Raw genomic sequence first — 15,752 nt, 5'->3', positions numbered from 1 at the left:
CCCCCCGAGTATTAGTGTCCGTGAGCGGCGCTGCGGCCACTGGCGGTAATGGCCGACATCAGATCAAAAGCGCCCACTGAAACCACTTCCGTGTTTGCGCTGATGCCGGACTTAATCTCTATCCAGTCGTTAGCCTCCTTGCCAAGAGTGACTGGAACCGCCTTGTAGGCTCCCCTTTCATTACCCGGAACAAATACAACGGACTCGTCATCGATGGTTTGCACGGCATCGTGTGGAACCAGGGGCAGTGATGCCGCCGATTCAGTCATGATTCTGGCCGTGGCGTAGGTATTTGGACGAAGGTCGCCGTTGGGGGATTCGAGTACAACGCGAACCGGAATGGTGCGGGTTTCCTCATCAAGCTCATTTGAGATCCAAGACACTTCTCCGGTGTGAAAGCGGTCTTCAACCGACTTTGAGAAGACCTGAACTTCATCTCCGACGGATACCCTGCCAATGTCAGTTTCGGCAACTTGCAACATCACCCACACCACAGAGGTATCAGCCACGGTAAAGGGCGTATCTGAAGAGCTTAAGGTTTGGCCCAACCTGGCATCCATGCGCTCAATACGCCCCTGAATAGGAGAACGGAGCGCGTACTGTGCGAGACTGCTATCAGCGCCTGACGAATCACTGCCAAAAACCGCCAGTTGCTCACGAATTGAATCGTACTCCGCTGTAATTTCAAGATAAGCAGCCTTGGCGTCCAGGAACTCTTCTTCGCTGGTGAAGCTTTCACTCCGCAATTGCTTTTCTCGCTGATACTCCGCAGTCGCGGCTTCTTTCCGAGCTTTCAACGAGTTTAGGCGAGAACGAATGCGAGCCAACTCAACGCTGTTCAGCGCGGCCAACAACTGGCCTTTTTCAACCTGGTCCCCAAGATCAACAGCCAGTCTCGTAAGCTTTCCCTGCAGGAGCGGCCCTACCTCAGCGACGCGATCCGGAACGTAATGAACTTCAGCTGGCGCAGTCACGATATTGTCAGCTCGGCCTCGGGGCACCGTTACAGTCTGCACGGAAAGCAACTCCCTCTGCTCTGGGGTGAGATGAACTTCGCGGGCCTCACTGCCTTCAGCCGAGTGCCCAGCCTCACCCTTTTGGTGCTGCCCTCCTTCGGCTTCCTCGGCGCCGTGCGCCAGTGGCTGATAGACCAGAAAACTGATCGCGACAAACATTATCTGCATATTTCGAATCATCTAAACACCTTCGATATAAGAGAACGTTCAACCATTAATTTTCTTGCCATCAGGAACCGGATGACATTGAAAGGGCACCACCGGTGCTCACTTCCAACGCCCGGACGGCATCGATATAGTCGTGTTGCACTTGGACATATTCCTTCCTCACCGACAAAAGATTGTCCTGGGCAGCTAGGACATCGGAGGCATCGACTTTTCCCGCTTGAAGAGCTTTCTGCATCAGTTGCAGCGTTTCCTCCGAACGTTCGAGAATCGACTCGTTCATCTGGCGCAGTCTGCGTACGGCGGATTCGTACTGAGCTACAGCAGACACGACCTGGCGTTCAGTCGCCAAACGCAGCGCTTCGGCCTCAAGCTCGGAGATTTTCAACTGAGCCGAGGCCTTCCTTTTTTCACCGGAATAGTCATGAAACACGGTCAGAGGCATCGACACACCCGCACCAAAAAGGTTGGATCTTTCCTCCCGCTCGTAGAACCCGAACACTTTCAGGTTCGGAATCGTTAGACTCTTGGCCAGTTTCAGGCCGGACTCATTCGCAGCAATTCTGGCTGCTGCCGCCTTCAGATCCCCTCTCTGGCGCTGAGCCATCGCGACCAGGCGATTAGTTGGTGGCAAGTTGGCACGAGCTACATTGAGCTCTCCCAAGACCTCTACCGCATCAGAGGGGGACACCCCAAGAACTTCCGTCAGGTCAATTTTTGATTGCCTAAGCTTTTGCTCCGCTTCGGCCTTCTGGTTCTTAGCTCTTGCCAAGCCAATGACAGCGGTATTGAGGTCAATTCGGGTCTGTTTGCCCCGCTCAACGGACACCTCAACCAGCTCTTTGGTTCGCCGCATTAGCTCAACGGTGCGGCTTGCCGTTTCCAGCTCTTTCTGTGCAAGCAGAATCTTGAAGTAGGCCGACCGCACTCGGGCCTTGGTCGCCACCTTCAGGTATTCAAGTTCCTGCTGTTGAGAAGTGAGAGTGCTCTGAGCACGCGACTGACCGAGATCGCCCCGATTGCCCATCCAGACTTCCTGAGTGACCCGAACCTCGTAATTCAGTGCCTGATCCGCCTGATCTGGATTGTCACGGCCACTCAGCTCAAGCTCAGGGTTGCTGGGCGCCCAGCGGCTGGCATGATCGAGGTCAGCTTCCTGCATGGACACCGCAGCCCGCCTCAAAGCCAACACCGGGCTATTCTCAAATGCCATTACCATTGCCTCATTCAAGGAGACAGCCTGGCTGGCCTTGGCTTGCTGGTACTCCTTGAGTGAAACGCTCTCCCCGGTGGTGGCTGCCGCCGAAGGCATGACGTTCAAGACTCCGGGTACTATCAGCACCCACAACAACAGTCGTTTGTTCATTCAATATCATCCTGGCTATTTGACTGAGATACATGAATCAGCGTTTTCGCCGTAAATTCCAAGACGACCTTACAGACAAACCTTTAAATCAGTCTGAATGCCGCTCCATAAGAGCTACATTGCGACTGAACGGACATTACTAGCGAACTTTTGGATTAAATGCCGAGGGCAGGTCGAATCGACGAGACAATGGCAGGGATAACGTCGTAAAAGGAGGAGAGGTGAAAGAGCCCCTGACGGCATCGCGTGTAAGTGAACAATAACGTACGACGGGCCTACTGAGGCCCGTCGTGGGGTCCAACTATGTGAAGCAATGTAATAATGAATTAAAAGCTAAACTGCGCAGCCAACTGAAGACGGGTGTTGTCAGCTGACTCACCGTTTGCAAGTTCTTTGTTGGCGTACGACAGCTCAACCCCTACAGTCACCGGATCAGCTACTTGGTAGAAGTTGCTGAAGTAAGCGCTCTCTAGGGTTTGGAAAGAGTTTGGAAAGAGAGTCTCGTCCTGATCACCCTCTAAAAACCCATAGGCCACACTCGTGGTGAATTTTGGCGTCCACTTATGGCTCGCCGCCACGTTGAAGCCGTAAGCCTCGATAGTTTCGAGATCACCATCGGAAGTTATATATGCCTCACCGATGCCAGTCCGACTCGCAGTGCTGTCGTTGTTACTGTACGAGCTGTAAAGATAACGACCTACACCATCACCCAAAACAACTCCGGCCATGAGCGAGGTTTCTGAAGTGACGTTGAGTCGACCAGCCGCCATGACGCCATATCCAAACGCAGCGTCGTCACCTGTAGCACTGACGTCGTCGGTCTTGAGAGAACGGGCCAGGCCAGCAACCTCAAATCCACCACCAGACCCTGCCCACTTGTAACGGGCGGTAAGGTCAGGAACGGTATCACGTGAACCTTCAAACCCACTGGTTTCAGGGTTTTCAGCTGACACCGAGAACTGTCCGTCACCTATTCCCATCGTGTAACGAATCTGTGCCTGACGAATAAAGCTCACACCTACCGGCCCATTAAAGTCCAGTGTGGTCGGGTAAGCCGTAAAGTGCATAAAGTTACTCCACGTCTGACCCGCAAGCCAGCCGTTGAGCTCGCCATAGGCGTGACGAATACGAAGCCCCCGTGAATTGGAGAACAGTTCGTTGCCACCACCGCCGTAGAAGTCTGCCTCAACAACCGTCTTGGCTTCTCCAATATCGGTCGGGGTACTGGTTCCGAGACGCACTCGTGATTGACGGGCATGCGCTCTCAAAGAGCTATCACCATCCTCTACGGATGTATCGAGAACACTCGGGTCGTGCAAGTCACCGATATCCTGGTCTGTGTCGTAAATCATATCCAATTTTACGTAACCACCAATCGTAACCGAAGTGTTAGTGCCGGGCAGCAACCACCCCTTGGAATCATTGGTCCCCGCCATCTGATCCACCTGACTGCGCAAGTCATTGATCTGCTTTTGAAGTTCCGCAGTTGATTGCGCCAAAGCAGATGGGACCACCAGGCCCATGGTTGATATCGCAAGTGTTGCTCTTATCGCTAACCTGAGTTTTTTAGTTTGCATTATAAATCAGTCTCCGTGAGCTTTCGTTATAAGATCCCCTACCGGCGATCGACACCTCATAAACCAAACGCGAAGGCGCTTCGGTTACAGACCACCACCGGTAAGTTGCTGGTTATGCCGGCACTTTCGGCCAGAACAACGCATCGCCATTGATAGCAGATGAACTTGAAACGAAATTGAAAAAAATACCCCCTTAATACCTTTGTATTAACGACCCCATCGCAACCGTTCTTACACCCGTGTCCTCTTTTCATGATTTAATTTTATTTTTTCAAGCTGAGTTAAAGTTCATTTGGTTCCATCAGGGTGCACATCATTCAACTTAAAGGTGACTCTATGAGGAACTATCTCTGGCTCACATCGTTAGCATTAGCCTTGGCGGCAGGAAACCTCCATGCCACTGAGGCCAAGGACGATAAGTTAGCACAAGGCATGCTCTCCAAAAGCAGCATTCAGGATATGAAGAGACAACATAAGGTAATGACACAGGCGGCGTTATCTGAAGTGGGCATGGAGGCACGCCGAAAATTGATGTTATCGACTAAGGACGATATCTATCACGAGATGATCAAATCGGGAGATATCAATCTATCTCAATTGGACCAATTTTCAAAAGATCAGTTTATTCATTAGAAATAATGTCGCATTAATAGAATTTTTGATTGAACAATAGAAACTTGTCGACAAAGATCGTTTTAAAACCAGTTGCATCGTGAATGGTCTCCACCATTCCGTCTTGCCGCACTACTTTTGTAGTGCGGCTTTTTTAGGCCTAGATTTAGTCGATAGCAACTTCCAATTACCTGCTTGGCAGACCACATGCCCAGAAAAAAACAACGCCCTTCAATAAAACGGAAACTGCTTACTTTCCTGACACTAACGGGTTTCGCGTGTACCGGGGTAATATTCTTCTCACACACCCTTTTAATCGACTATATCCATGACGAGCTTCACAGGCAGCAGCTAGAGGCTGCAGCTAACCGGCTCTCAAAGACACTAACAAATGATAAAGAAGAAATTACAAAATCTTCTCTCAGAGATTTTTCATTGTCCCAATATTCTGTTCACATCGAAGACAGTCAAGGTCGGAGTTTTACAAGCGAGAACATTGAACCGAAATTACAGGTGGTAGAATCGTTCAGAAATCCTGGAATTTTTCACATATCGTATAATGATCGATCAATCCTTGGATACTACAAAATATTTAATAACAGACAAGATAAGCTAAGCGTTACTATAATTGAAAAAAGCTCCTACTCCCCAAACACTCTTGACAAAATCCACGGTCTTATATGGATCATATCATTTACAATTCTCGTTACGATATCAATGATCATATTTATTGGGGTAACTATCGCACTAAAACCTTTAAAAATGATGAGCTCCCAATTAACGTCGCTTAAAAATGGTGAGCGTAATAGACTGGATGAGAACGTACCTGAAGAATTCACTGAACTTGTCAAACATCTTAATCGTCTATTAGAGTCGTACGACAAAAAACTTTCCCGTTCACGCCACCTAGCCGCAGATATTTCTCATAGCTTAAAAACCCCCCTTGCCGTCATAAACTCCATGATCAATGACGAAGCCATTCCCACCACAATCGCGAGTCAAATTAAGTCTCAACTGTCTGAAATGCACGAGCTGATCGACACTCAAATGAGAAAAACCGAAATGTCCGGTCAGTACATTGGAAAGGCGACACCGATCATTGAGAGAACTCTGGCACTGGTGGACGTAGTCAGTCGAATCTATCCTTACAAACAGATCCATCTTCAAGAAACATTACCCAGAGAGCTTGTCTGGCCAATTGATGAGCGTGATTTTAATGAGATCTTGGGTAATGTCCTTGATAACGCAAGCAAATGGTGCTCTCAGGAAGTTCATCTACACTTGAAACTTCACGATGACACTTTGACCATTCTTGTTGAAGATGACGGCCCCGGAGTAGCGTCACACCAGCTTGCCGATCTTACCAGGCGCCAGAAAAGACTGGACGAAAAAACTCCTGGCTATGGCCTTGGCCTATCAATCGTTGAGGAAATCACCAATGACTACGGTGGCGCCATGCATTTTTCTATATCACCCAAAGGTGGTCTGCGGGTTCTAATCGAGCTTCCCAGAAGCATTTGACGACTACAAGGGCAACTTATCCAGCTTTAGTCAGCGACCAGCAGGCATAGCAGCCCGATACACCAACGTCTCAACATCAAAACTGTTGCTTTGAACTGAGTTCTCATCAGGCGACATAAAGAACAACCCTGTATTACCTGATACGGGCGACACCGGAGCCGACGTTAGAAGACTTGTTGACTGCGTTTGGGGAGATTTCCCGGATCTCAGCGTCAACCAATCAACTCGCGTATCATAAACACCTATCATATCTTCGGCTGCACTGGATTTCTGTGGAATCCCGATATTAACTGGGTCCTCACCGGAGCGTACGAGCAGGTTCGGCAAAAATAGTGTTTGCCTCGGACTAAACACCAGCTCAGGCGACACGTCGTAAGTCATACTCGTGCCTGCCACCCGGTTTCCAATTTCATAGTCCAGCTGTGGGCCCTCAGTGCCAGCAGGGAAAAATGAAACCTTCCCTTGGGAGACGGTCACCATATTCAAAGGTCCCGGTTTGCTCTGAACAACAGCACCGATTACCCGAAACACTGACGTGTATCGACTTAACTTTTCATGATCGGCCTTATAGAGGTCAGGCCCGTTCGGTGAGATTAATATCTCATAAATCTCTGAACCAAACCCCTGCTCTGAGTAGAAAGACTGCCCGAGAATAGTTTCCCGGCGTCCGTCAGCATCCAAATCCTGCAACCCCAAAATTAAGGGAATGAAACCGATGGCTTCGGCCTCCCCCTCGGCCAACTGGATCAAAGAACTTGAAACGCGACGGCCATTCCACTGATTTAAAATGAGGTAGTATGAGTTCTCTGAAACGTACCAGTCCATTCGGATGACTTTCTCCCGACGGGGCACCTCAATGGACGCCAGGCTCTGAACAGCCCCACTGGAATTAACATGGAAAAAGCTGAGTTTGTTTCCATGCTCCGCCGCAAAATAGTAATCGCTGCCAGAACGAAACGCGGACAACGACTTTGCGTTGATGGGCAGTCTGGCAAATGGAGACGCTAAAGCCTCCTCCTCAACCGGACCTACCCGACCTTCTTCAGCATTGGTCTGTACGATGCCGACCAACCAGGTGTTATTGTAAGTCGCAACGGCTTGACCTCTCCCGGTAACCTGAAAACGCACCAATGGCACATCGTTTGACGCCTCTGGCTCGTCCCGCCACAAAAGATCAGGAAATCGGGCTTTCAACGCCGGCGTTACCGCCCTGGGGTCGCCGGCTCTATCAGTAAACACCGCCGGGATACCGTAAAAGCGTTTCGATACAGCGCCAACGGAGGGCATCGTTCCAAACAGCAATTTCCCTACCGCCTGATCCTTTCCGATACTCTCGATACCGATGACTGCAAGGTTTTGCTCCAGGATGCCTGCATGATCAGGCTCCCACAACACAACAAATAAATCACCTACCTCAACAGTGGCATCGTCGACTGTGAGGGAAAGCACTTTTTGATCACGATCTACCTGAGTGACCTTTGCCTTTGCTGGATGCTCACGCTCAACCGCCTGTACCGCACCAGCTAGTAGTAGCATCAGGAACACAAATACTGCAGAACGAGTCATCATAGGAAAAAGTCACTTAATGCGGATTCATTTTGTATAACAAAAGCGGGGTGGCGCTCCCACCACCCCGTTCTTGTTAGAACTTGTACCTTACCCGACCGGCAACATGAACAATGTCCTGATCGCTTTTGCCGTCCTGCAAGGCAGTTTCTTCCAGCGCATCCATAGCATCGCCTGATGCCAGGTATGCAGCTTCTGCCGACAGCTCAAGCGAAGGGTATGGGAAGTACGAGACCTTGGAGCCAAATTCCAGTCCGAGATCTTTTGAGGACGATCCATCGGCAAGTGCAATGTCCTCAGCCAAGCGGTTGTAGACAATCATTCCGCTGACCGTAATATTGGCCGCTACTTTATGATCGAGCTGTAGCTTGTTCATGAAATACCCTTTGTCGAGGATATAGGGTGTTTCGGCGAAGTAGTCATCGCTCGTCATGTTTTCCTGAAAAATCATACTGTCGCTGAAGTCGACATCCGTGGCGATGAAGGCGTCGAAGTCCCCGTCTTGCTCATTGCCATCGCCCGATGCGTAGAGCACGGTGTACGTCAGTTGGTTTGGTCCAAATTGCAGCCCGAGCTCGCCGCGTCCCAGAAAGGTCGAAAGGTCATAGTTCGTATTGGGATTCGTAGCACCATTCAATGGGACGAAATTTACACCTTCTATTGTTCCGCTTTGGCCAATCACCGTACCCTTCACGAACATGCGGCCTAGCGACGTCTCTTGACCGTAATCCATCTCCACCCCAAAGCTGGAAACGGAATATTTGGAGTTATCAGCGATACTCTTCAGTTCATACTCCCTGCTATTTACCGTACCTATTCCCTCAGCAATTTGATCATTCATCTGATAGAGATAGAAGAGGCCCGCGCTCAGGTTCGGTGAGTAACGCTTGTTCAGGTTGATCGCAAAGTTGTCCGCGCCATCCCAGCCTTCGTCCTGTTCTGAGTCGACGCCGCTCTCATTGGAAGAGTCACCTCGCCCCCATAACAACTGATAGTCAAATCCAGAGCCCAGTGAGCCTTTCCAAACAGCGGCTGTGGCGGTTTCAGTCCAGACATGTCGGTTCACTGACACCGGCTGCAAGCCCAGCGATACGCGCTGGTCTAGCGTGTTGGGCACCAAAAAATCCACATAAGCCCACCGTGTTTCGATGTTCACACCATCACCGGAATAGTCGCCACCCGAACCCTCACCGTAGCGGATGCCTCCAATCTCCGTCGCGAATACACCGGTAACGTTTTTGTCGTCGGAAGTTGCCTTCGCCCAGAAGCGATATTTGACCTCGCCGAAGCTCTCGGTCGGCTCGTCATCTTTCAGCGTACCGCCACCTGAGTTACCACCAGAAAACCAGTCTCTTTGATTGGTGTAAGCCTGAAAGCGGTTATCCATATCACCGTGGAATTCAATCTCCGCTGCCGTCGCGGCCCAACTTCCCGACAGTGTTGTCATCCCCGCAATCGCAGTGGCCAGAATGTTGCGTTTCAACGTAGTCTCCTCCAGTTTCTTTCTTGATTGTTTGTGATGTTCGATTCGTACGGATAGTGGCGTAAATCTTAAAACCAGCTAGAACACCGGACGAAAGACCAAAAAAAAGGCGGGAATGAAGCATTCCCGCCATTAAATAACCTTAGTTAACTCGCAAGTAGGCTCTCACACGAACCTTAAATGAACTTGAAATCCGGAAAATATTTTAGATACGTCGGTCTCGCCATATTCAGCGATCACGCTCGACCCTACATGGAAAACTTATGCTCGAAGCCCATACCAAATGTGGAGTCCTCAGAGTCAGCCAGGTCCGCCTCCACCTGAGACACGTAAGCATAAACCTTACTCTTGCTTGCCAGTTTATAATCGAACCCCAAGGCCAACAGGGTTAGCTCCTCGTTTGTTGTCTCGGCTTCTGTCAGTCCGTACTGAGCCTTGATCTTCCAACGCTCAAGGTTAACGGCACCGCCAACCAGATAAGACGTATCTTCTCCAGGGCCATCGCTTTCTTCTGCCAACTGGTAAACTGCGCCGATCTCGAAGTTGCTTAATCGGACCTTCCCTACGGTTCGCAGGATATTGAGACGACTATCGCCACTTGAATCGGCTTCCAGTGAATCGTCGATATCAGAATCGTAGGCAATACTTCCGTAGAAACGATCATTCTCAAACGTAAAAGAGCTGGAAACTGCATCCGCAGGTCCGTCGTTCTCTGCACCAGCTGACTGCTCTTCACCCGGGATGACGGCAACACTGACGCCCACAGCATCGAACAGACGTGGGGAACTGTATTGAACAATGTTGCTGGTCCGATTTTCACCAGCCATGATATTTTTTATATCCGCCTGTAGGTCGTTGAACTGGTCAACCTTGCCCTGCGCTGACTTTAAAGGTGTGTCAAATTTTCCCGCAATCAGTGCACCGAGGTTCGCCTGTTTGAAGCCGCCGTATATATTACGCTGCGAGAAGGTTTGGCCATCTTTATCTCCATCATCAATCGATATTTCAAATTCCGCCTTGTATATCGCCTCCAGGCCTGCGAGGTCGGTATCGAACGCCCCTTTTACACCAAGACGGGAAGCATTGCTCTGAAGCTTCCAAGTATCGCTATTACCGTCGTCCTGGTTTTCATACGAAACATTGGCTTTGCCGTACAGGATAGGACCGTCCGCCGCGAGTGCATTTATTGAAGTAACGACAAATCCACCAAACACGAACATCGATAGACACTTTTTCATGGACACCTCTTCAGATTAGATAGATTCAAAATGACACTTGAAGTCTTTCAAATGCTGAGAAGATGGTGCTTTGTATCTGTTGCAAAATTATTACATTGAAATATTTTTCTTTTATTTTCAACAATATAAAATTAAAACCTTCTATTATATCCTTTGACACTGAATTGAACTTGAATATAAGCAGCCGTTTTCGTACATCGCGTTGTGAGCATGAAAGCGATTCCCATCTGACCCCAGATTCATCCCCGGAACCTTCCAAAAGCGACTCACAATGAATCGCGGCAGGGATTGCGGTTGCGCGATAAAGATCATGATGGCCAATTGATACTCGGCGCGATGCGCGGTCACCTCGGCTCTCGGCAGTCAATTCAAGGCCGAATGGCTTGTTAGTGAAGCGTTTAAGAGCTGAATAAAATGCGCGCTGGCGTGACTTGAAGGAAAAGCAGCCAAGCATTCCCGTTCTCTCAAATGTCATCAGCACATCGGTAACCGGGTTGAGACCGGCGTGATAGAAGCTGAAGCATTCCAGTGATAGCTCCTGCGGTAAGCCATGAAGTTCATCCAGAAAAACCGGAACACAGATGCTGCTTCCCAACCCGCCTTCGAACCTTCTATAACGGACGTCCCAAAAACGGGACTGTGTCCATCCGCCATTATACTTCCACCCCTGGCGATCAGCGGCACTCAGGATGTCGGCAACACCGCCCCAGCCTATGTCGGTGGATCGATAACGCCCATACATCTGAATATCCTTCACTGTCCCCGGAGAGGCCTGACAAAGCCATCGAGCCAGCCACCCGGGCAGCCCCGGATCAGCACCTGCATCCAGTACAAATCGGCTGTCGCTGGTCTCGATGAGTGTCCGCATGCCTTGGAATACCTCAAGCTTGCGCGGATTTGGAGTGATATCGATGTAGTCGGCTCGATTCGCGATACAACCGTGAACCAGATTCTCAAGAGCAGACACGGAAAGGTCACATGCCACAATAACGACATCTTGCTCATGCGAGCATTGCCTGGCCTGTGCAGCGTCAGCCACATCAATTGATCTGGCGTTGAAACGACCTGTGACACCGGCTTCGCGATCTAACTGTTCCGCTCGTTTACGCCCTTTTTCCAGTGAACGCCCTGCCAAGACAATATTGCCGTCGATCCGTTGCCCCAAGAAAGTCGCAGTAGCGGTCCCGGCAGCTCCGTAGCCACCAAGGACAAGTACGCTCTTGTCGCCCTGTCTCATCGTTTCTCAAGCTCCCTTTTGACGTACTCCAACTCAACCCGGGTGTGTTGCGCAGCGTCTGACTCGATGCCCATAAAGGCTGACATGAACCAACTCAAGGCTCTGCCTTTAAAGGAATCGGGGAAGACACCGTATACCCGGTGAGAGAGACGCCATCCTTTCTCAGAGTTGGTCTTTTCAATTCGTAAATCTCCCCCCTCGAACACGTCAACGATATCGATCCCCAAAAGGCTGTAGGTAGTTTCGGCTGACCATCTGTAGCGTGTTGGCGGAAAGACGTCGTACACACGCCCGTCCAGAACCCCTTTTATTCCACCAACCGTTTCAACCTGGAGAAATCTAAGCCCGTCAACAAATCCCGTACCGGGTCGGCTCGTTATCTCAGTCAAAATATGAGCGTCATTTGCTCGGTGAAAGATGCCTTCGAAATCCGTCACTGCCCCCCAAATCTCCGTGCGGGGCGCATCAACAACAACGCTCTCGGTAACATCCACTTTCCGAAGATCAAAGCCTGCAAAGATCAAGAGTCCGACGAGCATAAAAGTTGCGCAAGCCATTATCATGCGGTTCATACCAAGCCCTCTTTTTCTTCAGATCAGACATCCCTAAACCCTTTAGCAACTACAGGGTCAAATAGAGATCTAACGCAGAAAGTTCGATCAAGAGCTTAGATTGTTCGGAGCGATTGAACGCGTTCGCCATAGCTGATGAAGAGCATTCTGTGCTGAATGGGCGAGAGCGCACTTTAAATAATTGGACGCTTTGCCTGACCGGGGATAAAGAATCTAGCAACTGATGCAAGGTTCGAAACAGTAATTCATATAGAGATGTTCAGTCCCCCAATTCAGCCACACGCTTGGTGGTCGAGTTGGGGGCGAGTGCCACGTCAAATCACTGCACGTTCAAATTTTTCTGGTGTTGCAACATCTGCTCCATCATCAGCTGCATTTGATCCATGCGCTCTTGCATCATCTGAATTTGTTGCTCGTTAGACAGACTACCACCATTTTTTGATTTACCGCCGCCGTTCATCAGGTGCTGACCTCCCATCATGTCGTTTTGTCCACGCATCATGCCAGGTCCCATCATGCCGCGATGCATATAATCCATTTGTTCTTGCATCGCCTCCCTGTGTTCTCGCATCAATCGTTGCCGCTCTTGCGGTGATGCTTCATCAGGTATGCGTTGCATCAGCTGGTTCATGTGAGACCAGTTCTGGTGCATCTGCTGCATTTGCTCCTGATCCATCATCATGCCGGGACCATGCCCTTGCCAGGGGCCTTGGTCACCATGCGCTATTACCAATGCTGGAAAAACCAATAGCGCAGCGGTTGCAGCAAGCCCTTTAGATGAAATCATAAAGTTATCCCCCAAAAATGAGATGCCCACTCCATTTCACTTATCATTGTAGATCTTTATCCAGATAAACGCCGATCTTAACGACTAGAGTAAATTAGTCATTGACCCTGTAGTAACTACAGGGTTTTAAATTGCATCATTTGTACGAGAACCGGAGCCGAGAAAATGAGCAACACCTGTGACGGACAGTGTGGCAGTGAGGAAGCTGGCACAGATAATTACACTCGGAACCCCGTTATCACCACACATGGAGCCCAGATCAGCACCTACAAAGTGCCAAAAATGGACTGTCCTTCGGAAGAGCGAATGATTCGAATGGCGCTCAATGGCTTTGACAACATTCGGTCACTCTCATTCGACCTATCGAATCGAAATCTGGAAATTATTCATCAAGGCGAAGCCGGACCTATTACGAGCAAGCTGGAAACCCTGGGGCTGGGCGCTTCCTTGCAGAAGTCAGAAGAGGCCAGCGCTGAATCCGTCAGATCGGCTGAGTCGTCTAATGCCAACGAAACCGAGGAATCCGGCACTTTATGGATACTGCTGGCAATCAACGGTCTGATGTTTCTGGTCGAAATGACGATGGGCCTGATCGCCCAGTCCGCTGGCCTGATTGCTGACTCGCTAGACATGCTTGCCGACGCTGCCGTCTACGGTCTTGCGCTTTACGCCGTCGGGCATGGCATCAAAATGCAGGTCAGAGCGGCCCATGTTGCTGGCATTCTCCAGCTCATCCTTGCCGTCGGTGTACTAGTTGAGGTTGGCAGGCGTTTTCTGTTCGGCAGTGATCCGCAGTCGCTGATGATGATGGCCGTCGCATCTGTGGCCCTTATTGCCAACGTCAGTTGCCTGCTCCTGATCGCCAAACACCGTGAAGGCGGTGCTCACATGAAAGCCAGCTGGATATTTTCGGCCAACGACGTGGTCATCAATCTAGGGGTTATCCTCGCAGGGCTTCTTGTCGCCTGGACCGGCTCCAACTACCCGGATCTGGTTATTGGCGGCATTGTGGGAGGCATTGTACTCATCGGTGCCAAGCGCATACTTGCACTAAAAGGATAATTCGATGTCTGGAGACCGTTCTCGCTTTTTTACGCTGAACTTTCTCGGCTTTTCCACGCTGATAGCGTTGGCTGACCAGGCCATTAAATGGCTGGTCCAGCAATCCATGGCTTACGGGCAATCGGTTGAGATCACTTCTTTCTTTAATTGGGTGCACGTATGGAATAAAGGCGCTGCCTTTAGTCTCTTCGCCGATGGCGGGGGCTGGCAGCGATACTTTTTTATCGCAATAGCCGTTGTCGTCTCAGCTGTTCTGGTCAAATTGATTCGGGACAGCCATCAACGAACAGAAGCCCTAGCTTACGCCATGGTTCTTGGAGGCGCACTGGGAAATGTCATCGACCGAGTTTTTCGAGGCCACGTTGTCGATTACCTGGATTTCCATTGGCAATCCTGGCATTGGCCGGCGTTCAACCTTGCCGACGTGTTCATCGTCCTGGGCGTGATCATGATTTTGGTCACGGGCTTCACAGCCGAGAAAGGTGTTGGGAACAACACGAAAAATCGCCAGAATGGCTAGTTTTCGCGCGGTCGCATCACTCGCTAAGCCCTCTGAGTCCGGCTTAGCGAGTGTTGCGACTACGTTTAATTGAACAGCAACGACCAAGGAGAAAACAATGGGCCACGAGCATGTTCACATGTCACCGGATACTAAGGATAAGAGAGTTGCAGTAGCTATCTGGGCGAACGGTATCCTAACCTTGGCTCAGATCGCTGGAGGGATCTTCGCTGGCAGCTTGGCGCTGATAGCCGACGCTATACACAACTTTTCGGATATGGCGTCACTATTTATTGCATTTGCGGCGCGGAAGATTGCACGCCGCCCGGCCGACTCGAAGATGACCTTTGGCTACGGGAGAATTGAGATTGTTGCGGCACTTATAAATTACACCACTTTGATTATGATCGGGGCATATTTAATCTACGAAGGTGGCATGCGATTCCTAGATCCCCCGGAAATCAAGGGCTGGTGGGTAGTTTGGCTTGGCATTATCGCATTGGTAGTGGATGGTTTGACCGCGTTGCTCACTTACTCCATGCAAAAGGACAGCGTCAACATCCGTGCGCTGTTTCTACACAACTTGTCTGATGCGTTTGCGTCAATTGCAGTCGTTGTAGGCGGCGCCCTGATTCTCCTGTACGACATGCGTTGGGTTGATCCCGCGATCACAATTGGTATCGCAAGCTATATTCTCTACCTGGGCTTAACGGAAATCGGCGGAACCATCCGGACACTCATGCTGGGTAGCCCAGTGGATATCGACACAGATTCTGTCATCGAGGCTTTATCAAACGTAGAAGGCGTTTTAGACCTTCACCACGTACATTTCTGGCAGATGGGTGAGCATGATGCCTCCCTCGACGCCCATGTGGTGGTCGAAATAAGTGCATGGAATGAACTTGAAAAAGTCAAGGGCCGGATAAAACGAACTTTGGATAACGAGTTCAGCATCACTCATTCAACATTGGAGTTTGAACACCCTGATCACAGTCACAAAGATGCCCATACTTATGGCCATGGCTAACAGGGCTGCTGAAATGGGTGCCGT

General features: G+C 50.2%; 14 protein-coding genes. 5 read left to right on the top strand and 9 right to left on the bottom strand.

Going from position 1 to position 15,752, the window contains the following annotated elements; translation table 11 throughout:
- Positions 1-11: 11 nt before the first annotated feature.
- From HP15_RS00535 to HP15_RS00525, 3 genes are all read right to left on the bottom strand, one after another.
- Positions 12-1,196: an efflux RND transporter periplasmic adaptor subunit gene (locus HP15_RS00535; RefSeq protein ID WP_014575740.1), complete on the bottom strand. Its 1,185-nt coding sequence runs from the start codon at positions 1,194-1,196 to the stop codon at positions 12-14.
- Between the two features lie 49 nt (positions 1,197-1,245).
- A complete protein-coding gene (locus HP15_RS00530; RefSeq protein ID WP_041644862.1) occupies positions 1,246-2,547 on the bottom strand; it encodes a TolC family protein in 1,302 nt (433 codons plus the stop codon).
- Positions 2,548-2,873: 326 nt separating this feature from the next.
- The gene (locus HP15_RS00525) at positions 2,874-4,124 is read right to left on the bottom strand and encodes a DcaP family trimeric outer membrane transporter (RefSeq protein ID WP_014575737.1); all 1,251 of its coding nucleotides are present in this window, start codon (positions 4,122-4,124) and stop codon (positions 2,874-2,876) included.
- 336 nt (positions 4,125-4,460) lie between these two features.
- On the opposite strand from HP15_RS00525, the gene HP15_RS00520 reads away from it, so the two are divergent.
- Together HP15_RS00520 and HP15_RS00515 are read left to right on the top strand one after the other, a co-directional pair.
- Positions 4,461-4,757, top strand: a complete 297-nt coding sequence (locus HP15_RS00520) for a hypothetical protein (RefSeq protein ID WP_041644860.1) — start codon at positions 4,461-4,463, stop codon at positions 4,755-4,757.
- A gap of 186 nt (positions 4,758-4,943) precedes the next feature.
- A complete protein-coding gene (locus HP15_RS00515; protein ID WP_014575735.1) occupies positions 4,944-6,257 on the top strand; it encodes an ATP-binding protein in 1,314 nt (437 codons plus the stop codon).
- Between the two features lie 30 nt (positions 6,258-6,287).
- On the opposite strand, the gene HP15_RS00510 is transcribed toward HP15_RS00515, so the two are convergent.
- The 6 genes from HP15_RS00510 to HP15_RS00485 form a co-directional block, all read right to left on the bottom strand.
- Entirely contained in the window at positions 6,288-7,826 is a 1,539-nt protein-coding gene (locus HP15_RS00510; RefSeq protein ID WP_014575734.1) for a hypothetical protein, read from the bottom strand.
- 73 nt (positions 7,827-7,899) lie between these two features.
- On the bottom strand, positions 7,900-9,306 hold the full coding sequence (locus HP15_RS00505; protein WP_014575733.1) for a hypothetical protein: 1,407 nt from the start codon (positions 9,304-9,306) through the stop codon (positions 7,900-7,902).
- A 248-nt stretch (positions 9,307-9,554) separates the two neighbouring features.
- Positions 9,555-10,544, bottom strand: a complete 990-nt coding sequence (locus HP15_RS00500) for a porin (protein WP_227499677.1) — start codon at positions 10,542-10,544, stop codon at positions 9,555-9,557.
- A 25-nt stretch (positions 10,545-10,569) separates the two neighbouring features.
- The gene (locus HP15_RS00495) at positions 10,570-11,781 is read right to left on the bottom strand and encodes a saccharopine dehydrogenase NADP-binding domain-containing protein (protein WP_014575731.1); all 1,212 of its coding nucleotides are present in this window, start codon (positions 11,779-11,781) and stop codon (positions 10,570-10,572) included.
- Positions 11,778-12,353, bottom strand: a complete 576-nt coding sequence (locus HP15_RS00490) for a hypothetical protein (protein WP_041644859.1) — start codon at positions 12,351-12,353, stop codon at positions 11,778-11,780. Before HP15_RS00490 ends, HP15_RS00495 begins: the two co-directional genes overlap by 4 nt.
- Positions 12,354-12,672: 319 nt before the next feature.
- Positions 12,673-13,140 carry a hypothetical protein gene (locus HP15_RS00485; protein WP_041644857.1) on the bottom strand — a complete coding sequence of 156 codons (468 nt, stop codon included), beginning with the start codon at positions 13,138-13,140 and terminating at the stop codon, positions 12,673-12,675.
- A gap of 165 nt (positions 13,141-13,305) precedes the next feature.
- On the opposite strand from HP15_RS00485, the gene HP15_RS00480 reads away from it, so the two are divergent.
- The 3 genes from HP15_RS00480 (at position 13,306) to HP15_RS00470 (ending at position 15,728) form a co-directional block, all read left to right on the top strand.
- Positions 13,306-14,202, top strand: coding sequence for a cation transporter (locus HP15_RS00480; RefSeq protein ID WP_014575728.1), 897 nt, complete (start codon positions 13,306-13,308; stop codon positions 14,200-14,202).
- A gap of 4 nt (positions 14,203-14,206) precedes the next feature.
- Positions 14,207-14,722, top strand: coding sequence for a signal peptidase II (gene lspA, locus HP15_RS00475; protein WP_014575727.1), 516 nt, complete (start codon positions 14,207-14,209; stop codon positions 14,720-14,722).
- Between the two features lie 97 nt (positions 14,723-14,819).
- Positions 14,820-15,728 carry a cation diffusion facilitator family transporter gene (locus HP15_RS00470; protein WP_041644856.1) on the top strand — a complete coding sequence of 303 codons (909 nt, stop codon included), beginning with the start codon at positions 14,820-14,822 and terminating at the stop codon, positions 15,726-15,728.
- Positions 15,729-15,752 lie beyond the last annotated feature (24 nt).

It is taken from the genome of Marinobacter adhaerens HP15 (assembly GCF_000166295.1).
GTDB lineage: Bacteria > Pseudomonadota > Gammaproteobacteria > Pseudomonadales > Oleiphilaceae > Marinobacter > Marinobacter adhaerens.
Note: the sequence above shows the minus strand (reverse complement) of the source record. Positions and strands in the feature narration are given on the sequence as shown.